The following is a 25,932-nucleotide window of genomic DNA, read 5'->3' as shown; positions in this document are numbered from 1 at the left end:
AGAAGGAGCTTATATTAAATTTTCAAAAAAAAAAATAGTATGTTAACTTCCGAGATTATATGGTATAGTTATAAAAAATTTAATAAATACTTTAAATAAGTGCTCACATTTGTGAGATAATAGGGAAACTAGTGAAAGTCTAGTACAGCCCCCGCTACTGTAAGAGCTGATGAAATTACAATGCCACTGAGAAATCGGGAAGGTGTAAGAGTAAAAAGAAGCTTAAGTCAGGAAACCTGCTTATTTAAACGACACTTGCTTTTCGGAGGGAGAAGTATAGGCGGGACAATTATACCTATTGTTTTTGTGTTTCAGTATGCTTTTTTTATACTGCCATTTCACATGCCTGTATTCCTTTTAAAAGGAGTGCAGGCATTTTTTATTTGGAGGTAAGCCTATGAAAAAGGGAAAAATTTTTGTTGTTGGCTTCGGTCCCGGTGATCGTGAGCATATTACAAATCGAGCTGTAGTTGCCTTGCAGCAAAGTGATTGTATTATTGGCTATAAAACATACGTGGAGCTAATTGAACCTTTCGTAACAGCAAAATCCATTGTCAGTACGGGTATGACAGAAGAAGTGTCACGTGCACAGGATGCAGTTAAGAAAGCTGAAGCTGGCCATATTGTCTCAGTCATTTCCAGCGGAGATTCAGGCGTTTATGGTATGGCTGGATTAGTGTATGAAGTGCTGATTGAAAAGGGCTGGACTGAAAAAGAAGGAATTGCGGTAGAAATTGTTCCAGGTATTTCAGCCATAAATTCTTGTGCGAGTTTATTGGGTGCGCCAGTCATGCATGATTCCTGCACGATCAGCCTAAGTGATCATTTGACGCCTTGGACTGTAATAGAAAAGCGCATTGAAGCAGCTGCGATGGCGGACTTCGTTATAGCTTTATATAATCCGAAAAGCGGTAGACGGACACGCCAAATAGTAGAGGCACAAAATATTCTATTAAAATATCGTTCGCCTGAAACACCGGTGGGACTTGTGAAAAGTGCCTATCGTGAAAATCAAAATGTAGTGCTGACAACACTGGCTGAAATGCTTGAACATGATATCGGAATGCTGACAACGGTTATTATCGGGAATTCTTCTACTTTCTTTTATGACAATAAAATCATTACCCCTCGAGGTTATCAGCGTAAATATACGTTAGGTGAAGAAAAGCAAAGCTTAAAACCGCATCAGCGTTTGAAAACGGAAGCCGAACCATGGGCATTAAATCAAGAAACAGGGGAATCGCAAGCTGGTTATGAGCAAATTGAAAGAAATAAACAGAAAGTAAGCTCATTAGATTTGGCCTTAAAGGCTTTATCTATGGTGTCAAAATCGGAAATAGAACATCCGCATTTGGTTCAGCAGCCGATCGAAAATATATTTGAATTTGCTGTTTCACCTGGTGTTGCTAATAAATTTATTAAGCCAGAGCAAATGCGCGTATTGGCAGAAACCATTGGCGAGACAGGCACCATGGAATATACACCGGATCATCGTTTTTTACTAAAGATTCCAACAGATCAGCCTGAATCGATTGTTGAAAAACTTGAACAAAATCATTTAATTGTCATGCCTGTGGGCGATGTATTAAATGTAAAAGCTTGTGATTTTTGCTACGGTGAAAAAGCAGAATCGATTCCATATGCAGAAGAAATAGCAGCAAAATTAAGGGGCTTAAAGCTTCCAAAAGAATTACATATTGGTTTCAACGGCTGCGGTATGGCCTGTTATCGGGCAGTATTCGATGATATCGGGATCGTTTACCGCAAGAAAAAATTTGATTTATTTATTGGCGCAAAGCCTGTTGGCCGTACAGCCCATGCTGCACAGCCAGTAGCAGAAGGAATTGAACCAGATCAGCTGCTGCCGTTATTAACGAAAATTATAGAAGAGTACAAACAAAATGCCCATCCAAATGAACGCCTTTTTAAATATTTTAAAAGAGTGAAAAAAATTCAGTATTTTAACTATCAGGATATGAGCTCCAAAATTGAAGTCGAGCCGGCACCATGTGGAGATTAGGAGGAAGACATGATTTTATTTTTAGCAGGCACAAGTGATGCGAGAGCATTAGCCATTCAATTGCAAAATCAAGGCTATCCTTTATTAGCAACAGTTGTCACAGAATCTGCAGCCGAAAGTTTATATGCCCACCATATTCCTTATCAAGTAGGGCGGTTATCAGTTGATGACATGATGGCGCTTATTCAGAAGCAAAAGATGACCTGTGTCATCGATGCCAGCCATCCATATGCGGAAGAAGCGTCGAAAACCGCAATGGCAGCAGCACAAGCATGTGATATTCCCTATATTCGTTATGAAAGGCCAGAAGAACAGTTTATTTCTCCACTAATTACAGAAGTTGAAAGTTATGAAGAAGCAGCTAAATTAGCTCAATCTCATAAAGGAACGATTATGCTGACAACAGGCAGCAAAACGTTGGAAATATTTACGAAATATTTAATGTGTGATGAAATTCGGCTTATTTGTAGAATGCTTCCAAATATAGGGAACATGGAAAAGTGCCAAAGGTTAGGCATTAAACAAAAGGACATTATTGCGCTGCAGGGTCCATTTTCGGAATCATTAAATAAAGCACTATGTGAGCAATATAATGTGACTCTATTGATTACAAAAGAAAGCGGCAAAGTGGGATCTGTAGATGAAAAAATGACAGCTGCTCTGCAATTAGGGATTCCTGTAATTATAATAAAGCGGCCAGCGATAGAATATAAAAATTTTGGTACTTCTTTCGAAGAAGTAACTCAACTATTGGGAGGTTTTATTCATGGCAAACATGAACTTTAATACAAAATTTATTCCTGTAACGGTCGATCCAGACAAGATTTATGATCACAGTTTCGCCATTATCAAAGAAGAGATGGGCGAACATTCATTTACAGATGAGCAATGGTTAGTTGTTCGGCGGGTGATTCACGCTTCAGCAGATTTTGAGTTAGGCCGCAGCATGATTTTTACGCCAGATGCCATTGAGGCAGGGATTCAATCCATTTTAGCGGGCCGTCATGTAGTGGCGGATGTACAAATGATTGAAAGTGGTTCAGGTCGGAAGCGATTCCAAAAGCATGGCGGGGACTTGCATTGTTATATTGCGGATGAAGATGTCTCAAAGGAAGCAAAGGCTCAAGGAACAACACGGGCTATTATTTCCATGCAAAAAGCAACGCGTTTACATGAAGGAGGAATTTATGCCATTGGCAATGCGCCAACCGCGCTGCTGGAGTTAATACGTTTAATAAAAGACGGTGTGGCAAAACCGGATTTAATTATTGGAATGCCAGTCGGCTTTGTATCAGCAGCAGAGTCGAAAGCGGAGTTAGCAGTGCTGGAAGGGATTCCATTTATTACGAACGCAGGGAGAAAGGGTGGCAGTACAGTGACGGTCGCTGCACTTAATGCCATTTCGATTATGGCGGATGAACGAGCAAAAGAAACGAAATAAAAAAGATCCTTCACAAATGCGTCACGGCTACACGACAGGAGCTTGTGCAACAGCGATGACAAAGGCAGCACTGCAAGCTCTTGTCGTGGGAAAGGTACCAGATGAAGTCACGATTTATTTACCGGTTGGCCAGTATGCAACATTTAAAGTAACCGCATTTGAAGTGTCAGATAGCAGGGTAATGTGTGAAACGATCAAAGATGCCGGTGACGACCCTGATGCTACGCATCAAGCACGAATTCAGAGTACCGTTCATTATTCAAAAGAAAAAGGTATCCATTTAGATGGCGGGGTTGGTGTAGGGCGTGTGACAAAAGCGGGACTACCAGTACCAGTGGGTCAAGCAGCGATAAACCCTGTACCGCGTAAAATGATATGTGGTGTTGTACAAGAAGCAATTGAAAAATATAAATTGGATTGTGGAATTGAAGTGGTCATTTCCGTACCAGATGGTGAAGAGATTGCTGAAAAAACATTGAATGGGCGTTTAGGCATTATCGGCGGAATTTCGATATTAGGTACACGGGGAACAGTGGTTCCATTTTCAAGTTCTGCTTATATGGCAAGTATCGTACAAGCGATCAATGTAGCAAAAGAATCAGGATGTGAGCATTTAGTCATTACAACAGGTGGACGCAGTGAAAAATATGCTATGCAGCAATATCCTCATTTACCAGAAGAAGCATTTATAGAAATGGGCGATTTTGTTGGTTTTACGTTAAAAAATATTGCACAGAAGAAGATTCCGAGAGTCTCGTTAGTAGGGATGATGGGGAAGTTCTCAAAAGTTGCCCAAGGCGTTATGATGGTTCACTCAAAAAGTGCACCTATAAGCTTTGAGTTTTTAGCAGGTATTGCCAATAAAGTAGGTGTTGATGAGGAGACGCAGCGAGAAATTTTACAGGCGAATACAGCTTCACAGGTTGGAGATATGCTTCAGGGAAACGAGGCATTCATAGCAGCACTTTGCAAAAACTGCTGCTATTATGCTTTGAATCATATGAATACTGATATCAAAGTGTCGACAACCTTGTATGCCATGAATGGAGACTGTTTAGGAAAGGCTGAGAATATTGACAAATTGGATGAAGATGATTGGTATAGGGGATAATGGCGCGGAAGGATTGCTCCCCCAATATGCTGAGTGGATCAATGAATGTGATGTACTTGTAGGCGGGGAGCGTCATTTACAATTTTTCCCGGAATTTAAAAAAGAGAAAAAAGTAATCAAAGGCGGTTTGTCAGCATTAACAGCTGAATTACAGCAAGAAACACGAAATGTCGTTATTTTAGTGTCAGGTGATCCGCTATTTTATGGACTTGGCGGTGTACTTGTGAAGAAGCTTCCATTAACGATTTATCCTTATGCCAGCTCGGTACAGCTCGCTTTTTCTAAAATGCAGGAAAGCTGGCAGGATGCGTATATTGTCAGCTTGCACGGCCGTTCCATAAAAGGGTTAGCACAAAGAATTGATGGGCGTAAAAAAATTGCTATTTTAACTGATGAAACGAATTCTCCGCAGGCAATTGCAACCTATTTAAAGCGATTCGGCATGACTGAATATGATGCCTTCGTTGCTGAAAATCTACAAGGTGAGAACGAGCGCTGCCGCTGTTTCACATTGGACGAAATGGAGCAAACCTCCTTTTTTCCATTGAATGTTGTGATTTTAAAACAGCGTGAGGTAGTGGAACGTTCTTCTCTTGGAATTCCGGATGATGCATTTCTTCAGCGAAAGCCAGATAAAGGATTAATTACTAAAAGAGAAATTCGGACGCTTTGTCTGCAAGAGTTAGGGCTTAAGGAAAATAGCATTGTTTGGGATATAGGAACCTGCACAGGTTCAGTTGCGATTGAAGCAGCTAAAATGGCTCGGGAAGGTGCCGTGTATGCAATTGAAAAAAATGATGGTGACCTTGAAAACTGCCTGGAAAATCAATTAAAACATCGTACAGATTTTGTTGCAGTGCTGGGGAAGGCACCTGACCGTCTGGATGAATTTCCAGATCCACATGCGATTTTTATTGGCGGTAACGGTGGAAATATGGAGCATTTATTGCAAACATGTATTTCACGCTTACAGCCAAATGGACGCCTTGTTATGAATATTGCAACGATCGAAAATCTGGCAGAAGCGCTGCAACATCTAAAAATATTAGGCTGTGAAGTATCGATATTACAGGCACAAATTTCAAAAAGTAAGCCAATCTTAAATTTAACACGTTTTGAACCGTTAAATCCAATCTATATAGTGACAGCAAAGAAAGGAGGAAAAGAATAATGAGAATGGGAACCTTATTTGGATTAGGTGTTGGGCCGGGAGATCCAGAATTAATCACAGTAAAAGCATTTCGCAGATTGCAGGAAAGCCCAGTCATTGCTTATCCCAAAAAATTAAAGGGCAGTAAATCTTATGCCCATCGTATTGTTGAAGTGTATATTAACCCGGCAGAAAAAGAGATGCTTGGTTTGGTATTCCCCATGACAAAAGATGAAGATACCCTGCGTACTGAGTGGACAAAATCTGTAGAAACTATTTATAGCTATTTAGTTCAAGGAAAAGATGTAGCTTTTGTGACTGAAGGGGATCCGATGCTGTTTAGCACATTTATACATTTAATGAACTTAATGAAATCGATGTACCCTGATGTTCCGATTGAAACGGTAGCAGGCATTTCGTCGTTTAATGGTTCTGTTAATCGCTTAGGGATTGCATTGGCTGATGGTGATGACCATGTCGCCATGATACCCGCTACGGAGGACATGGAAGAAATGCGCCGAGTAATTGAAAACCACGATGCGATCGTCTTTATCAAAGTAGCAAAAGTTATAGACGCAATGCTCGATTTACTGAAGGATATGAATTTATTAGAAAAAGCACATGTCGTTACAAAAGTTACATCTGATGAAGAGGTAATTTGGAAGATCAATGAACTACGGGGTACAGAATTAAACTACTTGTCATGTATGGTGGTGCGTAAATAATGAAGAAAATTTGGATTATTGGAGCAGGTCCGGGAGATCCGGATTTAATCACAGTGAAAGGCTTAAAGCTATTAAAAGAAGCGGATGTTGTGATGTATACTGATTCTCTCGTAAGCGAAACGTTAGTAGCGGAAGCGAAGGAGTCGGCAGAAATTATCCGCACAGCAGGGATGCATCTTCAGGAAATGGTGGAATGTATTATCGAGCGTGTCAATGCAGGCAAAAAGGTTGTACGTTTACATACAGGCGACCCGGCGATGTACGGTGCAACGATGGAGCAAGTGGCACTACTGAAGCAGCATGATATTAGCTATGAAGTTGTTCCAGGTGTAAGTTCTGTTTTTGCATCTGCAGCAGCAGTTGGTGCAGAGCTGACGATTCCTGATCTAACTCAAACCCTCATTTTAACGCGGGCTGAAGGACGTACACCTGTGCCAGAGCTAGAAAAATTACAGGCTCTAGCAAGCCATCACTGTACGATAGCCATGTTTTTAAGTGCGACATTAACAAAGAAAATTACCAAAGAATTGCAGGCAGCAGGCTGGGCAGATGATACACCAGTTGCTGTTGTGCAACGTGCTTCGTGGCCTGACCAAAAAATTGTGCGGACAACACTGGCTGAATTAGATGAAGCAATGCGTGTCAACGGCATTCGCAAGCATGCGATGATTCTAGCAGGCTGGGCATTAGACCCGCATATTCATGAAAAAAATTATCGTTCGAAGCTCTATGACAAAACCTTTACTCATGGCTTCCGTAAAGGTGTGAAGGCAAATGATTAGGTTACATGAAGGTGAAATTCCTGTTATTGTAAAGCGCAAACCATATGCCCTCGTCGCCATAACGAAACATGGGGTGGCACATGCAAGAAGCTACACGGAAAAATTTCCGTATGCGGACCTTTATTATATGAAGAAATTCGAGCAGGGCGACGAAGAAACGCGCCAAATTCAGTTATTTGATGGTACGGTTCGACTATTATTGCCCGCTTTGTTCCAGCAGTATAAAGGAATTATTTGCATCATTTCCCTCGGTGCTGTCGTTCGCATGATTGCTCCGCTTTTGATTGATAAAAAGAAAGATCCTGCAGTGTTAGTGGTGGATGATAAAGGTCAGTATGTCGTCAGCGTATTATCGGGGCATATTGGCGGTGCCAATGCCTTAACCCATGAATTTGCAAAAGCGATTGGTGCTGCACCAGTTGTAACAACAGCTTCAGATGTTCAAAAAACGATTCCTGTGGATTTATTTGGCGCCCAATTTGGGTGGATGTGGGATAGTGAAGAAAAATTAACACCTGTTAGTGCATCGGTTGTCAATGAAGAGCATGTTGCGATCGTGCAGGAAACGGGTGAAAAAAATTGGTGGATGTACGATCGCTCAATGCCTGACAATTTAAAAATTTATCCAACGATAGATGAAGCGATCATGGCAAAGCCACAAGCGGCACTGCTTATTACAGATCGTTTAATTGAGGCACATGAAAAGGTACTGCTCGAGAACGGAGTTTTGTATCGTCCAAAATCAATTGTACTTGGCATTGGCTGTAATCGTGGTACGGCAATGGCAGAAATTGAACAAGTCATAGATGAAACATTAGCTGAGCTGTGTTTAAGTAAAAAAAGTGTCAAAGCAGTTGCGACCATCGACTTAAAGAAAAACGAAACAGGCCTGCTTGAATTAACCGCTAAACATAACTGGCCATTTGTAACTTACACACCTGACCAGCTAAATGAAATACCGATACAAAACCCATCCGAAACAGTCTTTAAATATACAGGTGCATATGGGGTCAGTGAGCCGGCCGCATTGCATTATGCGAATGCGAAAGAGTTACTGCTGGAGAAAAAGAAAAGCGGAAATGTGACTATATCCATTGCACGTGTCAACTTTGAGGAGGAAGTACGATGAATCGATTTGTACTAGCCGGCACAGGAAGCGGCGTTGGAAAAACAACTTTCACAATCGGCATCATGCGTACGCTTATGAAGCGTGGATTAACAGTCCAGGGCTTTAAATGCGGCCCGGACTATATTGACCCAACGTATCATACAGCTGTCACACAACGCCCTTCTCGTAATATTGATAGTTTCATGATGTCCCATGATACAGTTCGTGCCATTGTCGCAAGAGCGAGTCAAGATGCAGATGCAGCTGTTATTGAAGGAGTGATGGGCTTTTATGATGGCAAATCTCCGTTATCAAATGAAGGATCTGCTGCTCATATTAGTGAGATTACAAAGAGTCCCGTCATTTTAATTGTCAATGCAGCAAGTATGGCAAGAAGTGCGGCTGCGATTGTCAAAGGATTTCAAATGTTAGATGAAAGCTCCAATATTGTTGGTGTTATTGCCAATCAATTAGGAAGTAAAAGCCATTTTGAAATTGTCAAATCAGCAATTGAACAAGAATGTGGAATTCCTGTCATTGGCTATTTGCCAAAAGGAGCTGTCCCTTTGATGCCAAGCCGTCATCTGGGTTTAGTGCCAGCCATTGAACGTGGTGATTTAGATTCATATTTTGATAGTCTTGCAGAAGCAATCGAAGAAACAGTGGATATTGAACAACTTCTGGAAATTACAAAAACACAATCATTGGACGTATCTGAATCTATCTTTGATGCACAGCCGCAAATACAAGAAATACATATTGCAGTTGCAAAGGATGCCGCCTTTAACTTCTATTATGAAGAAAATCTAGAATTACTCCGTACATATGGTGCCACATTACATTACTTCTCTCCATTACAAAATGAAGAAGTTCCAGAAAAAGCTCAGGGGCTGTATATCGGCGGCGGTTTCCCAGAAGAGTTTGCTGAAACATTGGCGAAAAATGAGGAAACGAAGCAATCAATAATAGCCGCGCTTGAGCGAGGGGTGCCAACATTAGCTGAATGCGGCGGTTTTATGTATTTAACAGAGGAAATTGTGAATCGTCAAGGACAGGTATTCCCGATGCTCGGGATCATTCCAGGACGTGTGCGGATGCAAGATAAATTAGCGGCACTTGGATACCGGGAAATTACAGGTGTTCCAGGCAACTTTCTAATCAATGAAGAGGAGCAGGCAAAAGGGCATGAGTTCCATTACTCAACGTATGAGGGGGAGCATACATCACCAGCTTATTTTAGTAAAGGCCGTTTTCGTGCTCAGGAGGAAGGTTATCTACATAAAAATATTGTTGCTGGCTATACACACTTTCATTTTGCTTCGAATCCACAGCTTGTGAAAAATTGGCTGACAGCATGTTTGGAGGTAAACAATGAATTATTTCCCACTATTAATGAATATTGACTATAAAAAGGTTGTTATTGTTGGTGGCGGACATGTAGCTCGTCAAAAGGTAGAAGCTCTGCTGCCAACAAAGGCACTAGTGACAGTGATAAGCCCAGCTGTAACCGAAAAATTGCAGCACTACATCAATGAAGGGCTTGTGATATGGAAAGAAAAAGCATTTGTACCTTCTGATTTAGATGATGCAGCACTGATTTTCGCCGTTACAAATGACGAAGAGGTAAATAATGCAGTGGAAGAAGCGGCACAGCATTGGCAATTACTCAGCCGTGCGGATGCAAAAGGACGTGTTGATTTCATCAATCCAGCAGTCGTTCGCCGTGGTGATTTCGTATTGACTGTATCGACGTCAGGAGCTAGTCCAGGTCTGACACGCCAAGTAAAGACGGATTTAGAAGAGCAATTTGGAGTACATTACGCGCAGTATGTTTCATTTTTAAAGGAAGCGCGTCAGCGAATTTTACAAGTGTTTACGGGCGATGGGAAAAAACAGCTATTAGCAGAGCTCCTGGATCCACAGTTATTACAATGGATGGAGCAAGGTGAAAAACAAAAATGTGAAGCGTGGCTGCAGCAGCGTATAGGAGAAAAACGGTGAGCGGATTTGTATATATTGTAGGAGCTGGTCCTGGTGACCCAAAACTATTGACGATTCGGGGATTAGAGTGCATTCAGCAAGCAGATGTGATTTTATATGACCGTCTGGTGAATGTTGAATTATTAAAACATGCGAAAGCAAACGCCGAGCTGATTTATTGTGGAAAAGAACCAGGCAGGCATGGACTGATTCAAGATGAAATTCATCGTGTACTAGTGGAGCAAGCTAATCTTGGCAAGCAGGTCCTCCGCTTAAAAGGCGGTGACCCATTTGTCTTTGGACGTGGTGCAGAAGAAGCCGCGATTTTACGGCAAGCCGATATTTCATTTGAAATCGTGCCGGGTATTACAGCGGGGATTGCGGCGCCTGCTTATGCAGGGATTCCTGTAACACATCGTGATCATGCTGCAAGCTTTGCGATCGTTACAGGTCATGGCCGCCCGGAAAAGGAGCAGGACTTTTTAAATTGGTCCGCGCTTGCTCAAATTGATACGGTGGCCTTTTATATGAGCATTGGCAATATCGAGCATATTACGAAAAGCTTAATATCCTATGGTAAAAGTGAAACAACCCCTGTTGCCGTTATTGAATGGGGCACAACCAAAAATCAGCGTACGATTACAGGCAATCTCTCCACGATTGCACAAGATATTCAAATCCATCGTATCTCTAATCCATCCATGATTTTAGTTGGCGAGGTGGTTAGTGTACGGGATCAAATTACCTGGTTTATAGAAAAGGAGCATGAATTATGTTAGATGCATTAAAAAAACGCCGTGCGATTCGCCAATTTGAAACGAGCGAAGTGGAACGTGACAAAATTGAGACGTTATTAGAAGCAGCAACGTATGCACCAAATGACCGTATGCGTGAGCCATGGCATTTCTATGTATTACAGGGTGACAGCTTAAACCGTTATGAGCAGGTGGCGCTTGATTATTTACAAAAACGTTTCCCAACAAAACCACATTTAGTGGAAAGCTCAATGGAAGCCATCACAAAAACACCGCTTGTCATTGTTGTGACATCTGCCATTGTGGTTGGAGATGAAGGTGCAACCAAAGATAATACCTTTGCAGTCAGCAGTGCGATTATGTCGATGTGGTTAATGGCCGAACAGCTGGGTTTAGGCATGGTATGGCGTACACGCGGTGTTGGCTTAGTGCATGATACAGTATTACATGATTTTATTGGTGCACCGGATGGAGAGCAATTAGTAGGGACGTTATGCATTGGTTACCCTGCAGAAGAAATCACTTCCGCGAAAAAGCGTACACCATTTGCAGAAAAAACAACTTGGCTTTAGGGAGGCTTGTACATGGCACGACAGGGGATGCTGTTAGTTTATACAGGAGAAGGCAAAGGAAAAACAACTGCTTCACTTGGTGTCGTATTACGCGCAATTGGCCGCGGCATGAAGGTGAAATACTTTCAATTTATTAAATCACCTGAACGTACATATGGTGAACAAATTGCCCTGCGAAAACTTGGTGTTAAAACAGTGCAATTAGGTGTCGGTTTTACATGGACGAAAACACCGGAGGAGCATCGCGAAGCACTTGCGAAAGCCTGGCAGACAGTAAAAGAAGAGATAAATGATGAAACAACAGATGTTTTAGTGCTGGATGAGTTGAATAATGCGTTAGCCATCACACGTTTTCCAATCGATGATGTATTGCCATTACAAGAGGTGTTAGCGGCCATACAAAACCGTCCTAAAACGATGCACCTTGTCATCACAGGCCGTTCTGCACATCCATCTCTACTCGCTTTAGCTGATTTAGTGTCAACGATTGATGCCACAAAACATTATTATGCTGATCAGGATGTCAAAGCGATGAAGGGGCTTGAGTTTTAAGTACCCAGGCCGCCATGGTTAAATCACAAACTGGCACCCAATTCACCAGAGAAGGATTGTCCATTTATGTTGTCGAGATTGAGGAGAAAATTCAATGATAAAAGGTTCCCCTTTACAATTTGATTTTGAAAAGCTGTGGAAAGAAGGCATGTTAGACTGGCATGGCAAGATGCCAGAAAGAATGATCGATGATTTGCTGGAAGAAGAATTTTGGGCTCAGTCCATGAAGAAAAAATCATACAAGCAAACAGATAACTATGCAAAAAAAATTTACGAAAAAATGAAACAACATATCCCCCAAAATTCAACTTGTATTGAAATTGGTCCGGGATGGGGCAACTATACCTTCCAACTCCGTCAAGATGTCAAATGTTTAACTTTAGTGGATGGTTCTGAAAGTGTGCTTGATTATTTAAAACAATACTTTGAAAACAATACAAATGTTCAGTTCGTTCATAGTAAATGGGAAGAAGCGCAAATTGAGCAGCATGATGTTGTTATTGGAGTGAACTGCTTTTATCGGATGTATGAAATGAATGCGGCGCTGAAAAAAATGAACAGTCTTGCCAAAAAGCGCGCCATCATTGGTTTAACAACAGGACCTATTCAACCGCATTACGTTATTTTAAATGAGCAGTTTGGCTATGACATTAAATATCCTCGACGTGATTATATTACCATCGTCAATATGCTGTATCAGTTAGGGATTCATGCAAATTGTGAAATGCTTAAGCTGGAGCGTGAGTATCGTTATGTTACATTACAGCAATTATATGAAGCACAAAGCAAAAAAATCTTATCACCTCGGTTTGATATGGTACATGTGAAAGCATCACTCGAACGCTTTATAGCAATGGAGGATGGCCAGCATGTATACCGTTACCCATTCTATGCTGCGATCATTAGTTGGGAGCCTTTGAAGTTACATGACTAAGTTTCGTTTTGACTTTTGACATTACTAATTGGGGCTTAAATCGGGGGAACTGTTGATATAACAAATAGAAATAGTGGTTAAAAAATGATGGGAGAGGGGGAGGTCACTTTATGACAACATGGAATTTAACGCAAATGCAGCGTCACTTACTCATTTGCAATGGGGCAACCTGTATGGGAGCAGGAGCTGAGGAGGTCACGCAGCAAATTCGAGACGAAATCCGGAAAAACCGTTTAGATGAGCATATTCATACATCGCGTACACGATGTAACGGCCGCTGTAAAGATAAATGCGTCGTAATTGATTACCCAAAAGGGACATGGTATTCGGTTCAACATGAAGAAACTGCACGTGATGTTGTTCATGAAGAAGTTAAAGAAGATGCGATCATATATTCAATGGAGCAGGGTGTGCGGAAACGCAGCGAAGATCGCATAAAAGGAATTGAAAAATACAAGAAAGGTAATGGACCGATGAAAAAAGCTGTATTATTTGTTGGACATGGCAGCAGGCTTGAGGCAGGGAATATAGAAGTTCGCGAATTTGTCGGGCAAATGAAAGAATACATTGATCCAGCCCTTTTAGTAGAAACATGTTTTTTAGAATTTGCATCACCAAATATTGAGGATGGGATTCAGTTGTGTGTTGAAAAAGGTGCGGATGAAATCCATGTAATTCCCATCATATTATTACATGCAGGACACTCAAAACTGCACATTCCTGCAGAGATCGAACATGCTAAAGAGCATTTCCCAGATGTTCGATTTACTTATGGCCAAACGATAGGTGTTCATGAGGAAGTTTTTGAAATTTTAAAAACAAGACTTGCTGAAGCAGGTTTTGATGTAGATCAAAAGCATGAGGATACGGCCATTTTATTAATTGGACGTGGCGGCAGCGATCCATATGCTAATGGTGATTTTTATAAAATCAGCAGATTATTGTGGGAGAAATTAAATGTACCTATCGTTGAAAGTGCCTTTATGGGGGTAACGACGCCAACTGTGGAGGATGGGATGGAACGCTGCATTAAATTAGGCGCAAAAAAAATTATCATGCTCCCGTATTTTTTATTTACGGGAATTTTAATGGAAAGAATGAATAAAATGGCCGAACAGTTTAAAGAGACTTATCCGCATGTAACAATTGATATTGCTCAGTATTTTGGCTATCATCCAAAGTTAAGAACAGTACTGTTAGAACGTATGAATCAGGCCATAAACGGTACATCCACTGGAATGCAAGATTTAGAAAATTTTCGTAAATATGCGGAAGAACATGGGTATGAACATCATCATCACCATCACCATAATTAGAGGATAGACAACCAGATTTTGTTTTATAGTCCGGTTTTTCTTAGTATTATGGTTATTGTTTGCCAAGAAAAGTTCGAGTGGCATACGGTAACGAGTTCCATCAACCTAGTATGTGACCCATGACAAGACATATCGGGGGAGTTAATGGTGCCCTGGGCTAGTCGGAAATTAAATCAGGAAATGTAAGGAGTACAAAGAAGATGGCTAAGGCTCTTAAATTGATGTTTCAAGGTACCAATTCGGATGTCGGCAAAAGTGTCGTCGTGACGGCCTTTTGCCGTATATTCGCCCAGGACGGATATAAAACGGTTCCTTTTAAGTCACAAAATATGGCGTTAAACTCTTATATCACAGTGGATGGAAAAGAAATAGGAAGAGCACAAGGGGTCCAAGCTGAAGCAGCAGGGATTCAGGCGACAACTGATATGAATCCGATTCTGCTCAAGCCGAATCGGGATAACCAATCCCAAATTGTGGTCCATGGAAAACCGTATAAAAATATGGAAGCCAGTGCGTATCGCAAGGAATTCTTTCAAACGGGTATTGAGCTTATTAAAGAATCGCTTGCTGTTCTGTCAGAAAAGTATGAACGGATTGTCATTGAAGGGGCGGGCAGTCCTGCCGAGATTAATCTGAATGACAGGGAAATGGTCAATATGCGGGTCGCAAGAATGGCTGGCGCCCCTGTGATTTTGATTGGGGATATCGAAAAAGGCGGAGTTTTTGCCAGTTTAGTTGGAACCCTTCAGCTCATGGACCCTAATGACCGTGACCGAATCATCGGAGTCATCATCAATAAATTCCGCGGTGATATACGGCTTTTGGAATCTGGATTAACATGGTTTGAGGAATATACAGGAAAACCGGTTCTGGGAGTGATTCCTTATTTGGAGAATTTAAACATCGATGCCGAGGATTCCGTGATATTAAATCAATATACATCGGTCCGAAATACCGAAAAAGAACTTGATATTGCGGTGATTCAGTATCCGAAAATCTCCAATTTCACCGATGTCGATCCTTTTTTTGCCGAACCTGATTGCCATGTCCGGTTTATTACAAGAGCAGACCAATTACACAGCCCAGATTTAGTGATTCTTCCTGGGAGCAAGAATACGATCGAGGATTTGCTGTTTTTAAGAAAAAGTGGTATCGCCGAGAAAATCGTGGAATTGCAGCAAAAGCACGAATCCCTTCTATTTGGGATCTGCGGCGGCTATCAAATGCTCGGTGAAAAAATCGAGGATCCGTTTGCCATTGAGTCACTTCACCAAGAAATCGAAGGTCTCCGCTTACTGCCCATCAGGACTACCATTACAAAAGACAAGACGACCGTGTCATCAAACGGACTCTTACACCTTAACGGCAAACATTTCAACGTGTCAGGTTATGAGATTCATATGGGAGAAACGTGGACGACCCGAGAATCCCGGGGACTAATTGATACACAAGGCCGATCAGATGGCTGTAAAACCGCAGATGAAAGAATCATTGGCACTTACTTTCACGGGATTTTTCATAATGATGAATTTCGTAAGGAGCTATTGAATCAGATTCGCCAAACAAAGGGATTGGCACCGATTGATCAGCGTGTATCTTTTAACCATCTGCGTGAAGAAGCGTTTGATCTGTTAGCGGATCATGTAAGGGAGCACGTAAAACTTGATTTGATGGAACAAAAAATGAAGGAATTTCAAAAAAGGGGGATTACACAATGAATGGTCTAAAAACGACGATTCCACCTCTGGATGCAGAAATGGGTCAAAAGGTCCGTGAGTATATCGATATTTTAACCAAACCTCCAGGCAGTTTAGGCAGATTGGAAGAATTGGCGATACAACTGGCGGAAATGACTTCCGAATCCTTTCCTGTCGTGTCACCTCCTGGTGTAATTGTGTTTGCCGCGGATCATGGAGTGGCCGAAGAGGGGGTATCCGCTTACCCTCAGGAAGTGACTGTGCAAATGGTAATGAACTTTTTAAACGGCGGCGCTGCGATTAATGTCTTTAGCAGACAAATTGGAGCGATGTTTGAGGTAGTCGATATTGGTGTCGCCGCTAATATCGAGGTAGACGGTGTCGTGCAACGGAAGATTCGATACGGAACAAGGAATTTTTGCAAGCACATTGCGATGACAAGAGAAGAAGTGGAAAAAGCGATCACTGTTGGCTATGAACGGGCTGAACATATGATTAAGCATGGATGCAAATGTTTAATTCTTGGTGAAATGGGAATCGGCAATACGACACCAAGCAGTGCCATACTAGCCGTTTTAAGCGGTCAGGACATCAGTACGCTTGTGGGTCGGGGAACAGGGATTGCACCTGAAAAAATCAGCCATAAGCAAGATGTTATTTCCAGAGCACTAATGGAAAGAAAGCCTGATCGGAACGATCCGATCGATATTTTAATGAAAATAGGCGGCTTGGAAATTGCGGGAATGACGGGTGCAATGCTAGCGGCAGCGGCAAACAGGATTCCGATTTTGGTCGACGGGTTTATCTGCACCGTTTCAGCACTACTGGCAAAGGAAATTTGCGAGACTGCAAGTGATTATATGATTGCGGGACATCAGTCCGTGGAACCGGGACACGAAATAGCACTTCAGTTATTAAGAAAGAAGCCGCTTGTTGATCTGGATTTGCGTTTAGGGGAAGGAAGCGGGGCAGCGATTGCCTTCCCAATCTTACAGGCGGCCACATTAATGCTGAAGGAAATGGCCACGTTTGAATCGGCAGGTATTTTAATAGAGTAGCGTAAAGAAAACAACCGCTGTCCTAGGGTTCGCTATTCGCGCAGCAGGACGGGGGAAACGTGTGTTCATGATTCAATTTATTAAATCTCCCGAACGAACCTATGGGGAAAAAATCACCTTCGAAAAATTAGGGATTGAAATCGTTCAAATGGGAGTGGGCTTTACCTGGACCAAAACACCGGAGGAACATAGGGCGGCCTTAAAAACAGCGTGGGCTTTTACGAAAGAAAAGGTGCTTTTTGGCGGTTATGATGTTGTGATTTTAGATGAATTGAATAATGCCCTGGCAATCGAAAAATTTCCGATTGAGGATATCCTTCCATTGAAGGAAGTCCTTGATTTGATCCAGCACCGTCCTAAGGGGATGCATCTTGTGATTACCGGACGGTCTGTACATGATGAAATTATCGCTTGCGCTGATTTAGTAACGGAAATGAAGCCTGTAAAGCATTATTATAATGAAGCAATTCCTGCTGTGAAGGGAATTGAGTTTTAATGTCCTACATTCAAAAGTATGGACACGGAAGCGATCTTCTTCGTGGTTGAACTGGGGATGGAATAGTCGGAGAGGAGATTAAAAATGAAACTTGGTAAAGGAAGCTGTCATGGAACGTTTGGAGAACTTGTACAAGGGGTCATCGGTGACCGCCCTTTTTTAATCACTCTGCCAATCCCAAGTTTAAGAAGCGAGGCTAGCTTTACCCCAGACCCCTCCATTTCCAAAATAAGAGTAGCAGATTCAAAGACAAAAGCCATGAGAGCAGGGGAATTGTTACTCAAACGATTTCATATAAAGGTAGGAGGGCATCTTGAGTTACACTCCAATATCCCAGCTGGCAAGGGGCTGGCCAGCAGCTCCGCTGATATCACAGCCGCATTAAGAGCCATTTCTGACAGTTATTCTCTACCTCTTACGAATGAAATGATTTCCACCATTGCCGCACAGGTTGATCCGACGGATGGGGTGATGTATGAAAAAGTTGTCGCCTATGATCATATTCATGGTCAGCTTTTGGAAAGCTTTGGAGACTTACCCCCCTTTATCCTCATTGGGATCGACCTAGGAGGTACCATCGATACTATCGAATTTAATCAAGTTCGAAAAGCCTATAGCCGAGAGGATCAAAAGCAATTCTTAGAAGCCTATCATCTGGTGAAAAGAGGCTGTAAGGAAAGAAATTTTGCTGATATTTGCAAGGCAGCTACGATAAGTGCACGAGTGAATCAAAAAATCTTGCCTAAGCCTATTTTTCATCATTTAGAAAAAGTAGCTGATACCTATCAGGGAGGAACCGTTGTTGCCCATAGTGGAACGGTCGCGGGTATTTTACTAGATCGTAATATCCCAAATCACGATAAGGTGGTATCACATATATTACGGGAAATATCGATCCCTTTCATGAACTCGAATCTAAGACTTTTTCAATATGATAGCTATGAAAAAATACTAGTATGATGAAATCATCAACATCTATTCGTCAATATTCAGGATGAAATGCCTGGCCGGCTGGTACGTATGTTTGGATGAATTGATTCCGATCGGGGATGAAACTTGCTTTCAGTAGTCCGTGGCGAAGAAGTTGAGCTATCCACTCGGCATCTTTAACATCCGTTTTACGTCCCGGAAGGGCCTTCATATGTTGAGCGTTTACGACTAAAAACTCGATTCCTTCGGCCTCTAATAAGATAACGATAGGTTTCCAATAAACACTGGTACACTTTGGTTCATTTCTTGTAAGATTCATTGTGATAACTCGGTATGAATAGAATATACATATAAAAATCAAGTAGCATCAATAGGTAATTTGTTTGTTAAGAGGAGGAAATATAAATGGCTCCATTTATCATCCTTATCGTATCATTTTTTATTTTGCGCATTATTGGTGTTTTAGGAATATCTTATTTTGACGGGTGGGAAACTTCTTTACGGGGTGCTGTTGCTCTGATGTTCTTATTTACGGCGACAGCTCATTGGGGAAAGAGACGTCCTGATCTTATCAAAATGGTACCTCCGAATGTGCCAAACCCAGGGCTCATGGTGACAATTACGGGGATACTTGAGATTATTGGTGCTATAGGTTTACTGATTCCGTTTACTTCAAATATTGCTTCAATTGGTTTGGCATTGCTACTTATTATTATGTTTCCAGCTAATATCTTTGCTTCAAGAAAAGGTATCACAATTGCCGGAAAGCCTACTACTCCTTTATTTCTTCGAACTATCTTACAAATCATATTTTTGACAGCTGTTATTTTGGCTGGATAAGGTTTTTAACAGTTTTTTATAAAACTACGTTATAAACCAGAAGATATTAACTTCCTCGAATGAAACTTTAAAAAAAACACTGTCTATTAAAATAAAGTTTGTATGTTTTAAATATAGATTGTCTATTAAGATAGCTAAGGCTCTATAGCTTTGGCTATTCTTAATTAACAACAAGAATATCAAGAGCAGTTTCAATATTTATACATTCGCCAGATATTTTACTTCCTCCCTTTAAGGTATCTTTTTGTACACTATGACACATAAATGTGCCTACTTTTGAATATTGATAGTAGAGTTTATTATATTCGTAGAAGCTAAATCAGAACAATTCGTTTTTTTAGACAATTTAAACGGAGAATCCATTAAGGAGGAAGAAATAATGACATATGATAAATTAAATATCGGAATTATCTTAGGAAGCACTCGTAAGGGTCGAGTTAGTCCTCAAGTTGGAGAATGGGTAAAAAAAATTGCTGACAAACGTGGAGATGCAAATTATGAAATTGTTGATATTTCTGATTTTCAATTACCTTTTTTAGGAACAACCGATGGAACAGAACCTGGAATTGCGGCTTGGAATGAAAAGATCTTTAGCTTGGATGGATTCGTATTTATTGTTCAAGAATACAATCACAGTATCACAGGAGCATTAAAAAATGCACTTGATTTTGCTCGTGAAGCCTGGAATAACAAAGCAGCAGGTATTGTAAGTTATGGTTCAACGGGTGGAGCACGTGCAGCTGAGCATTTACGTGGAATTTGTGCTGAATTACTCATAGCCGATGTGAAGGTTCACCCAACATTATCTTTATTTACAGATTTCGAAAACTTTACTACTTTTAAACCAGCTGAATTACATCTTAAAAATGTCAATTTAATGGTTGACCAAGTTATAGCTTGGAGTGGTGCACTAAAAACCTTGAGAAAATAGTCAATATAGATAAATGAACTGTGACTCGAATATCAGATGCTAAAATTAGAGTGTCTGATATTCTTATTTTATCTAGTGAAAATGTTGATTTTCCAAAATGCTCTCTACAAAAAATGATTGTGAACCGTTGCACTTAAACTAACGGGGCGGCATTACTTGAAGAAGGATTATTGGATTTTTATGGAGAATTTAGAAGTGAGTAGTGAAAAAGTAAAGGAGAGGTGTTTTTGAAAAAATATATATGTGAAACTTGTGGAGTTCAGTATTCAAGTTCAATCGAAGCACCAAAACAATGTTTGATTTGCGAGGAAGAAAGACAATTTGTTGGTTCCAAAGGACAGGTGTGGACCACATTAGAAAAGCTGATAGAGGTCGGTACATATAGTAATATCATTGAGCTCCAAGAAGAAGGATTATATAGCATAAAGACTAATCCAAGTTTTGGAATTGGACAGTCAGCTTATCTTGTAAAAGAAAGACATTACAACTTATTGTGGGATTGTATTACATTTATTGATCCATCAACCATTTCACATATTAACAAATTAGGCGGAATTGATGCTATTGCTTTATCACATCCCCATTATTACTCTAGTCAAGTAGAATGGGCTGAAGCATTCGATGCTCCAATTTATATTCACGAAGATGATAAAGAATGGGTGACAAGACCCAGCGAGAAAATCATTTTTTGGTTTGGAGAATCGATAGAATTACAGGAAGGTCTTATCCTTCATAGAATCGGAGGACATTATAAAGGCGGTACTGTTTTAGAGTGGAAAAATGGAAGAAGTCAAAATGGAATTTTATTGAGTGGAGATATTATACGCGTGGCAGCTGATTGTAAGTGGGTGAGTTTTATGTATAGTTATCCTAACTTCATTCCTCTGCCCAGTGTAACAGTTGAAAGAATCGCGGATAGGGTAAATAAATTTACATTTAATCGATTATACGACGCATTTCATCGCATTATTAAAGATGAAGCCGATTTGGTCGTTAACAGATCAGCGAAAAGGTACATTGAAGCACTAAATGGAACATTATTTAATACTTAATTTACTAATTTATATAGCAATACAAAAAAACGTCTCAAACTAATAACCAAGAGACGTTACTACCTCTATAATTTTCCTGCCCTGCATCCGCGATTTTGTACGTGGTAACTAGAAGTTATAAGATCCCATCTTACTTGAATATATCTAGGTAAAGACTGTAAATGGAGGGCTGTTTATGGCTTTAGTATCAATCTATACTGTTGGCAGGCTAAATCACCCCTATGACCACCTTGCCTCTCGTGAATTTTTTGAAGTTGGAAATGAAGTATTTCAGCAGGCATTAAAATCTGGACATCTTATAGAGGCGTTTTCATCAAATGGAGTGTCTTTTCCTGTAAAAGACATTAAAGGGGAAGGTTTTCCTATTCTTACACTAACGGTATGGAAAAACCTTCAATCCCTTTATCGTTTTACCTATTCAGGTCAGCATAAGCAAGCGTTGCGAGATAGGAGCAAATGGATGGAGCCTTATCAAGAGAAACATCTTTCATATGTAGTGTGGTGGACAGAAAAGGTGAAGGATGTCTCATGGGTGGAGGCTTTCAAAAGATACAACTATTATATTCAGCATGGGTCGACTCCTTTTGCGTTTGACTTTAAGCACCTGTTTGATGAAAAAGGGGAGACGTGCTTGATTAAGTAGCAGGGGGCTCTTGTTTAAGTTTAGGAAACAGAGAAACATCACTTTTCTTCTTTCTTGAAATATCTATTGAAACAAATAGGAGAGATTTTAATCTTCCACATTAGGGCGCTTTTCTTAAAAAGAGGCGCCTTTTTGATATTTGTAAATATTTCCAAATTTTAATTGTTTTCGTCACAACAATAGTGTATGATACATAGTATAAATCAAATACTGTATGACATATAGTAATAAAAAATGAGGTGGGTGAATGAGTCATTTATTGGATTCATTAACGACAGAACTTAGGAGAGGAACGTTGACATTAGCGGTTTTAAGTCAATTACGAACCCCCCAGTATGGATATTCACTTGTTCAATTATTGGAGGGATCAGGAATTGCCATTGATCAAAGTACCCTATATCCTTTGCTTCGCCGATTAGAAAAACAGGAGCTGGTATCGAGTAGTTGGGATACATCTGAGAGTAGACCCCGTAAGTACTATGTTTTAAGTGAATATGGGTTAGAGATATTTTTACAGATAAAAAAGGAATGGATTAAGAATTCAAAAGAGCTTTATAACTTATTAAAGGGAGAGGAAGAGGATGAATCTAATTGAGATTTATATTCAGGAAGTTACTCGAAGGCTGCCTGAAATAAATCGTGAGGATATTGCACTTGAATTACGGTCAACCATAGAGGATATGCTGCCTGATGATTACAGTGAAAAAGATATAAAGGCTGTTCTTGAACAATTAGGGAGTCCAGTGAATTTGGCTGGTGGTTATCGAGATCGGCCCATGTATCTTATTGGTCCTCGCTATTTTGATGTATATGTGACGCTGTTGAAAATGATTTTACCGATTGCCGCTGTTATTTCGTTAATCTCGATGATTGCCGAATACTTTATCGGATATGGCGGGGAAGAAGCGGTAATAAATGTTGTTTTAAGACTTTTTGGTGAAGGAATTTGGAGAATCATTGAAATAGGGATCCAAGTATTCTTTTGGCTAACCATTGTGTTTGCGATTTTAGAAAGAACAGATAAAGGAAAAGATGAGCTGCCTCTAACAGCAAGCCTTAAAAAATGGACTCCAGATGATTTGAAAAATATCCCGTATATCCCTAAGAAAAAAGCTATTTCCAAGTTCGAAGTATTTGGAGGATTAATGTGGACTGCGATCTGGGCGACATTTTATTTTTACGCGAGTCACCTTGTAGGTGTATACGAAGGAGGTAAAGACGCTCTTATATTTGTGACTCCAACTTTCAATCAAGAGGTTTTGCTTCAGTATTGGCCAATCGTTGTTATGATGATCGCATTCGAAATAGCATTATCCCTTTATAAATTGATAAAGGGACAATGGACGAAACGGATGGCAATATCCAATGCTGTCCTTCAGATAATTCAAACTATTGTATTTATAGTAATAGTAATAAATCCGAATCTACTAAGCAAAGATTTTATTACGTATATGGTGGATTTATTTTCCATTACCGCTAATCAATTTAAGACCTGGATCGTTGGCGGTGGAATTTTCATCTTTATAGTATCGACAGCTATCAATGTAGTTGATGGCTTTCGCAAGGCTAGAATTCGTTAATAAGTCTTTCCTATTAAAATATCAGATATAAGAAATTAAAATTGGGGTTGCAGCGGCAACCAAAGATTTATAGGAGGGAGCTCTAACAATACCCACCAACTTTTAGCAGCTATGTAAAAGTAGCTGCTTTTTATTGCCCGAATAACGAAGGGGGAATTGAGTTTTGTTACTTCTGTTCTTAAAAAATATATGGCAATTGAAAAAAAGTCAGCAAAAACAGGTAAATTCTATCACTCAGTTGCACTTGAAAGTTTAAAGATAGAATTTTAAGATAAATATAGAATATTTTAAAAATACAAAAATTAACATATTTTTTCAAAGTCAATTCTATTTACATAGCTTTTTTCAGGGGGGATACGGATGATAGCACTTTTTAAAATGAATGATTTATATGAAGACCAAATTACACATTTATTAAAAGAAATGGGATACTCAACAGCGAGTTTTTATTCCATTAATTCCATATTAGATCAGATCATGAATCCAATGGTTATTATTACACCGGTGAATTTCGAGAAAGAATTAGCCGGTCTTTCTTTTCCAATTATCCCTATCTCAGTACATATAGAAGATGTAAAAAAGTGCATAAAGGGATTGTTCGATATCCCAGAAAAAAGAGAGTATTCAATAATTGCTTCAACCAAAGAAATAGAGTGGTTGAGAAAAGAAAACGCCGAACAGGTTACGAAGGATGAGATTCAACTTTCTTTTTTAACCGAAAAACAAGCAGGACTACTTAAGCCGAATCACGTTTATCTAGCCCCAATATGGATGAAAGGGTTAATTTCTAACCCAAGGAATAAAAATTTACATTTTATTAAACCCGCCTTTACTTCTGTGATTTCTTTTTTAAAGATCGCAGGATCATTAGTGAATTTAGTTGAGGAAATCACAAAAGAAAGGTATCAAGTTGATGCAATCGTCCACTCAACGCATGATGGAGTGATTGCGATTGACAGAAGCGGAACCATTAGACTGGTTAATGAACATGCAAAAACAATCTTAGGTGTTGATAAGGTAATGAAGGGGAGAAACATCACAGAGTTCATCCCACAATCTGATATGATCCGAGTATTGAAAGCGGGGAAGATCGAAAGAGGTGATATTGCGACTATCGGAGGCCGACAAATTGTCATTAACCGATCTCCTGTCATCGTCAAAGGAAAAATTGTCGGAGCCGTGTCAAATTTCAAGGAAATTACAGATATTCAAAAAGTAGAATTACAACTGCGGAAGAAACTTCATCAAAATGGCTTGGAGGCAAAATATCGGTTAAGTGATATTATTGGGGAAACACAGGAAATACTGGAGGCAAAAGATCTAGCAAGGAAATTTGCTGAAACAGAATCTACTGTATCAATCACTGGTGAGTCTGGAACTGGAAAAGAATTATTTGCTCAAGGTATTCATTCCGCCAGTCATCGATCAGTTGGTCCATTTGTCGCGGTCAATTGCGCAGTGCTGCCAGAGAATCTACTAGAAAGTGAGATATTTGGATATGAGAAAGGCACATTCACAGGCGGTCTAAAAGAAGGAAAACCAGGCTTATTTGAACTTGCTCATGGAGGCACACTATTTTTAGATGAAATTGGTGAGATCCCTTTACGAATTCAGGCTCTCCTATTAAGGGTTCTACAGGAAAGAACCATTAGGCGCGTGGGCGGGGAGCGAATTATACCAGTGGATGTCCGAATCATTACCGCAACGAATCGAAATTTAGAGGAGGAGGTGGATCGGAAACAATTCCGATCTGATTTATATTATCGTCTGAATGTACTATCTCTGGAATTGCCTCCTCTTCGCGAGCGTTTAGCGGATATACCAAAACTGGTAGAGGCTTTTCTAAATGAGTTTAATGAAAAGAGAAAAAATAAAATCATCAACGTTCAAGAAGAACTAATTGGTTTATTCCAGAAATATGACTGGCCTGGAAATATACGCGAATTAAGGAATACCATTGAACGGTTGGTCGTTCTTGAAGAGAGTCCTAGTTTAAGACTACAGGGGGCAAAGTTTCTTTCTGATAAAATAAGGAGACGGAAGGATTCAGAAGAAACGACAAAAAGACAAAGTATTAAAAACAAGGAAAAAGAACTCATCTTTACGACATTGGAAAAATTCGGAAACAACAAAACGTTAGCGGCTCAATCACTTGGAATTGATCGCTCCACTCTTTGGAGAAAAATCAAAGAATATGATATTTGATGTTTCAAAATACAATACGATGTTGCAGATTAAAACATCATTTTTTTTAACAGG

General features: G+C 40.2%; 25 protein-coding genes, 2 pseudogenes and 1 riboswitch. Of the genes and pseudogenes, 26 read left to right on the top strand and 1 reads right to left on the bottom strand.

From position 1 onward, the window contains the following. Positions 1 to 80 precede the first annotated feature (80 nt). A riboswitch (cobalamin riboswitch) is annotated at positions 81 to 258 on the top strand. A gap of 139 nt (positions 259 to 397) precedes the next feature. The 19 genes and pseudogenes from cobJ (at position 398) to KW850_RS06835 (ending at position 18,657) form a co-directional block, all read left to right on the top strand. Next, complete coding sequence (gene cobJ / locus KW850_RS06925; RefSeq protein ID WP_218346831.1) at positions 398 to 2,020, top strand: precorrin-3B C(17)-methyltransferase; 1,623 nt, start codon at positions 398 to 400, stop codon at positions 2,018 to 2,020. Positions 2,021 to 2,029: 9 nt separating this feature from the next. After that, a complete protein-coding gene (gene cobK / locus KW850_RS06920) occupies positions 2,030 to 2,806 on the top strand; it encodes a precorrin-6A reductase (protein ID WP_218346830.1) in 777 nt (258 codons plus the stop codon). Next, complete coding sequence (locus tag KW850_RS06915) at positions 2,787 to 3,461, top strand: precorrin-8X methylmutase (RefSeq protein WP_218346829.1); 675 nt, start codon at positions 2,787 to 2,789, stop codon at positions 3,459 to 3,461. Before cobK ends, KW850_RS06915 begins: the two co-directional genes overlap by 20 nt. Beyond that, complete coding sequence (locus tag KW850_RS06910) at positions 3,436 to 4,572, top strand: cobalt-precorrin-5B (C(1))-methyltransferase (RefSeq protein WP_218346861.1); 1,137 nt, start codon at positions 3,436 to 3,438, stop codon at positions 4,570 to 4,572. Before KW850_RS06915 ends, KW850_RS06910 begins: the two co-directional genes overlap by 26 nt. After that, positions 4,547 to 5,743, top strand: coding sequence for a precorrin-6y C5,15-methyltransferase (decarboxylating) subunit CbiE (cbiE, locus tag KW850_RS06905; protein ID WP_218346862.1), 1,197 nt, complete (start codon positions 4,547 to 4,549; stop codon positions 5,741 to 5,743). Before KW850_RS06910 ends, cbiE begins: the two co-directional genes overlap by 26 nt. Continuing rightward, positions 5,743 to 6,447: a precorrin-2 C(20)-methyltransferase gene (gene cobI / locus KW850_RS06900; protein WP_218346828.1), complete on the top strand. Its 705-nt coding sequence runs from the start codon at positions 5,743 to 5,745 to the stop codon at positions 6,445 to 6,447. The genes cbiE and cobI overlap by 1 nt, the downstream gene beginning before the upstream one ends. Next, a complete protein-coding gene (cobM, locus tag KW850_RS06895) occupies positions 6,447 to 7,229 on the top strand; it encodes a precorrin-4 C(11)-methyltransferase (RefSeq protein ID WP_218346827.1) in 783 nt (260 codons plus the stop codon). Before cobI ends, cobM begins: the two co-directional genes overlap by 1 nt. Further along, positions 7,222 to 8,358 carry a cobalt-precorrin 5A hydrolase gene (locus KW850_RS06890; RefSeq protein WP_218346826.1) on the top strand — a complete coding sequence of 379 codons (1,137 nt, stop codon included), beginning with the start codon at positions 7,222 to 7,224 and terminating at the stop codon, positions 8,356 to 8,358. Before cobM ends, KW850_RS06890 begins: the two co-directional genes overlap by 8 nt. Then, a complete protein-coding gene (locus tag KW850_RS06885) occupies positions 8,355 to 9,740 on the top strand; it encodes a cobyrinic acid a,c-diamide synthase CobB (protein ID WP_218346825.1) in 1,386 nt (461 codons plus the stop codon). Before KW850_RS06890 ends, KW850_RS06885 begins: the two co-directional genes overlap by 4 nt. Further along, complete coding sequence (locus tag KW850_RS06880; RefSeq protein ID WP_218346824.1) at positions 9,709 to 10,338, top strand: precorrin-2 dehydrogenase/sirohydrochlorin ferrochelatase family protein; 630 nt, start codon at positions 9,709 to 9,711, stop codon at positions 10,336 to 10,338. Before KW850_RS06885 ends, KW850_RS06880 begins: the two co-directional genes overlap by 32 nt. Then, a complete protein-coding gene (cobA, locus tag KW850_RS06875; protein ID WP_218346823.1) occupies positions 10,335 to 11,096 on the top strand; it encodes a uroporphyrinogen-III C-methyltransferase in 762 nt (253 codons plus the stop codon). Before KW850_RS06880 ends, cobA begins: the two co-directional genes overlap by 4 nt. Beyond that, positions 11,090 to 11,644, top strand: coding sequence for a nitroreductase family protein (locus KW850_RS06870; protein ID WP_218346822.1), 555 nt, complete (start codon positions 11,090 to 11,092; stop codon positions 11,642 to 11,644). Before cobA ends, KW850_RS06870 begins: the two co-directional genes overlap by 7 nt. Positions 11,645 to 11,656: 12 nt before the next feature. Then, complete coding sequence (locus tag KW850_RS06865) at positions 11,657 to 12,196, top strand: cob(I)yrinic acid a,c-diamide adenosyltransferase (protein ID WP_218346821.1); 540 nt, start codon at positions 11,657 to 11,659, stop codon at positions 12,194 to 12,196. A gap of 94 nt (positions 12,197 to 12,290) precedes the next feature. Continuing rightward, entirely contained in the window at positions 12,291 to 13,130 is an 840-nt protein-coding gene (locus KW850_RS06860) for a methyltransferase domain-containing protein (protein ID WP_218346820.1), read from the top strand. A gap of 110 nt (positions 13,131 to 13,240) precedes the next feature. Further along, the gene (locus KW850_RS06855) at positions 13,241 to 14,446 is read left to right on the top strand and encodes a CbiX/SirB N-terminal domain-containing protein (protein WP_218346819.1); all 1,206 of its coding nucleotides are present in this window, start codon (positions 13,241 to 13,243) and stop codon (positions 14,444 to 14,446) included. Positions 14,447 to 14,646: 200 nt separating this feature from the next. Beyond that, on the top strand, positions 14,647 to 16,164 hold the full coding sequence (locus tag KW850_RS06850; protein ID WP_218346818.1) for a cobyric acid synthase: 1,518 nt from the start codon (positions 14,647 to 14,649) through the stop codon (positions 16,162 to 16,164). Next, a complete protein-coding gene (cobT, locus tag KW850_RS06845) occupies positions 16,161 to 17,201 on the top strand; it encodes a nicotinate-nucleotide--dimethylbenzimidazole phosphoribosyltransferase (RefSeq protein WP_218346817.1) in 1,041 nt (346 codons plus the stop codon). Before KW850_RS06850 ends, cobT begins: the two co-directional genes overlap by 4 nt. Positions 17,202 to 17,208: 7 nt before the next feature. Further along, positions 17,209 to 17,697, top strand: a pseudogene (locus tag KW850_RS06840) (cob(I)yrinic acid a,c-diamide adenosyltransferase); the annotation flags it as partial. A gap of 84 nt (positions 17,698 to 17,781) precedes the next feature. Then, positions 17,782 to 18,657 carry a GHMP family kinase ATP-binding protein gene (locus KW850_RS06835; protein WP_218346816.1) on the top strand — a complete coding sequence of 292 codons (876 nt, stop codon included), beginning with the start codon at positions 17,782 to 17,784 and terminating at the stop codon, positions 18,655 to 18,657. An 85-nt stretch (positions 18,658 to 18,742) separates the two neighbouring features. Here the strand turns inward: KW850_RS06835 and KW850_RS06830 are convergent. Then, positions 18,743 to 18,916: pseudogene (locus tag KW850_RS06830) on the bottom strand (IS110 family transposase); the annotation flags it as partial. Positions 18,917 to 19,032: 116 nt separating this feature from the next. Here KW850_RS06830 and KW850_RS06825 point away from each other — a divergent pair. The 7 genes from KW850_RS06825 (at position 19,033) to KW850_RS06795 (ending at position 25,878) form a co-directional block, all read left to right on the top strand. After that, on the top strand, positions 19,033 to 19,467 hold the full coding sequence (locus KW850_RS06825) for a DoxX family protein (protein WP_218346815.1): 435 nt from the start codon (positions 19,033 to 19,035) through the stop codon (positions 19,465 to 19,467). Positions 19,468 to 19,846: 379 nt separating this feature from the next. Continuing rightward, positions 19,847 to 20,398, top strand: coding sequence for an NADPH-dependent FMN reductase (locus KW850_RS06820; RefSeq protein WP_218346814.1), 552 nt, complete (start codon positions 19,847 to 19,849; stop codon positions 20,396 to 20,398). A 227-nt stretch (positions 20,399 to 20,625) separates the two neighbouring features. Continuing rightward, positions 20,626 to 21,450 (top strand): MBL fold metallo-hydrolase, encoded by an 825-nt coding sequence (locus KW850_RS06815; RefSeq protein ID WP_218346813.1) that lies wholly within the window; start codon positions 20,626 to 20,628, stop codon positions 21,448 to 21,450. Between the two features lie 175 nt (positions 21,451 to 21,625). Beyond that, complete coding sequence (locus KW850_RS06810; RefSeq protein ID WP_218346812.1) at positions 21,626 to 22,093, top strand: DUF3291 domain-containing protein; 468 nt, start codon at positions 21,626 to 21,628, stop codon at positions 22,091 to 22,093. 247 nt (positions 22,094 to 22,340) lie between these two features. Further along, positions 22,341 to 22,688, top strand: coding sequence for a PadR family transcriptional regulator (locus KW850_RS06805; protein WP_218346811.1), 348 nt, complete (start codon positions 22,341 to 22,343; stop codon positions 22,686 to 22,688). Continuing rightward, positions 22,675 to 23,673 (top strand): HAAS signaling domain-containing protein, encoded by a 999-nt coding sequence (locus KW850_RS06800; RefSeq protein ID WP_218346810.1) that lies wholly within the window; start codon positions 22,675 to 22,677, stop codon positions 23,671 to 23,673. The genes KW850_RS06805 and KW850_RS06800 overlap by 14 nt, the downstream gene beginning before the upstream one ends. Before the next feature lie 360 nt (positions 23,674 to 24,033). After that, positions 24,034 to 25,878, top strand: a complete 1,845-nt coding sequence (locus KW850_RS06795) for a sigma-54 interaction domain-containing protein (protein ID WP_218346809.1) — start codon at positions 24,034 to 24,036, stop codon at positions 25,876 to 25,878. The last annotated feature ends 54 nt before the right edge of the window (positions 25,879 to 25,932 follow it).

The sequence above is a fragment of the Bacillus sp. sid0103 genome (genome assembly GCF_019219025.1).
This window is presented reverse-complemented; position numbering and strand designations above follow the sequence as displayed.

Excerpts from the sequence above, each read along its gene's own strand:
- KW850_RS06820 (WP_218346814.1), top strand. The coding sequence starts at position 19,847 with ATGACATATGATAAATTAAATATCGGAATTATCTTAGGAAGCACTCGT.
- KW850_RS06890 (WP_218346826.1), top strand. The coding sequence starts at position 7,222 with ATGATTAGGTTACATGAAGGTGAAATTCCTGTTATTGTAAAGCGCAAA.
- cbiE (WP_218346862.1), top strand. The coding sequence starts at position 4,547 with ATGAAGATGATTGGTATAGGGGATAATGGCGCGGAAGGATTGCTCCCC.
- cobT (WP_218346817.1), top strand. The coding sequence starts at position 16,161 with ATGAATGGTCTAAAAACGACGATTCCACCTCTGGATGCAGAAATGGGT.
- KW850_RS06795 (WP_218346809.1), top strand. The coding sequence starts at position 24,034 with ATGATAGCACTTTTTAAAATGAATGATTTATATGAAGACCAAATTACA.
- KW850_RS06915 (WP_218346829.1), top strand. The coding sequence starts at position 2,787 with ATGGCAAACATGAACTTTAATACAAAATTTATTCCTGTAACGGTCGAT.
- KW850_RS06810 (WP_218346812.1), top strand. The coding sequence starts at position 21,626 with ATGGCTTTAGTATCAATCTATACTGTTGGCAGGCTAAATCACCCCTAT.
- KW850_RS06910 (WP_218346861.1), top strand. The coding sequence starts at position 3,436 with ATGAACGAGCAAAAGAAACGAAATAAAAAAGATCCTTCACAAATGCGT.
- KW850_RS06835 (WP_218346816.1), top strand. The coding sequence starts at position 17,782 with ATGAAACTTGGTAAAGGAAGCTGTCATGGAACGTTTGGAGAACTTGTA.
- cobI (WP_218346828.1), top strand. The coding sequence starts at position 5,743 with ATGAGAATGGGAACCTTATTTGGATTAGGTGTTGGGCCGGGAGATCCA.
- KW850_RS06825 (WP_218346815.1), top strand. The coding sequence starts at position 19,033 with ATGGCTCCATTTATCATCCTTATCGTATCATTTTTTATTTTGCGCATT.
- KW850_RS06865 (WP_218346821.1), top strand. The coding sequence starts at position 11,657 with ATGGCACGACAGGGGATGCTGTTAGTTTATACAGGAGAAGGCAAAGGA.
- cobM (WP_218346827.1), top strand. The coding sequence starts at position 6,447 with ATGAAGAAAATTTGGATTATTGGAGCAGGTCCGGGAGATCCGGATTTA.
- KW850_RS06870 (WP_218346822.1), top strand. The coding sequence starts at position 11,090 with ATGTTAGATGCATTAAAAAAACGCCGTGCGATTCGCCAATTTGAAACG.
- KW850_RS06855 (WP_218346819.1), top strand. The coding sequence starts at position 13,241 with ATGACAACATGGAATTTAACGCAAATGCAGCGTCACTTACTCATTTGC.
- cobJ (WP_218346831.1), top strand. The coding sequence starts at position 398 with ATGAAAAAGGGAAAAATTTTTGTTGTTGGCTTCGGTCCCGGTGATCGT.
- KW850_RS06860 (WP_218346820.1), top strand. The coding sequence starts at position 12,291 with ATGATAAAAGGTTCCCCTTTACAATTTGATTTTGAAAAGCTGTGGAAA.
- KW850_RS06885 (WP_218346825.1), top strand. The coding sequence starts at position 8,355 with ATGAATCGATTTGTACTAGCCGGCACAGGAAGCGGCGTTGGAAAAACA.
- KW850_RS06800 (WP_218346810.1), top strand. The coding sequence starts at position 22,675 with ATGAATCTAATTGAGATTTATATTCAGGAAGTTACTCGAAGGCTGCCT.
- cobK (WP_218346830.1), top strand. The coding sequence starts at position 2,030 with ATGATTTTATTTTTAGCAGGCACAAGTGATGCGAGAGCATTAGCCATT.
- KW850_RS06850 (WP_218346818.1), top strand. The coding sequence starts at position 14,647 with ATGGCTAAGGCTCTTAAATTGATGTTTCAAGGTACCAATTCGGATGTC.
- KW850_RS06805 (WP_218346811.1), top strand. The coding sequence starts at position 22,341 with ATGAGTCATTTATTGGATTCATTAACGACAGAACTTAGGAGAGGAACG.
- KW850_RS06880 (WP_218346824.1), top strand. The coding sequence starts at position 9,709 with ATGAATTATTTCCCACTATTAATGAATATTGACTATAAAAAGGTTGTT.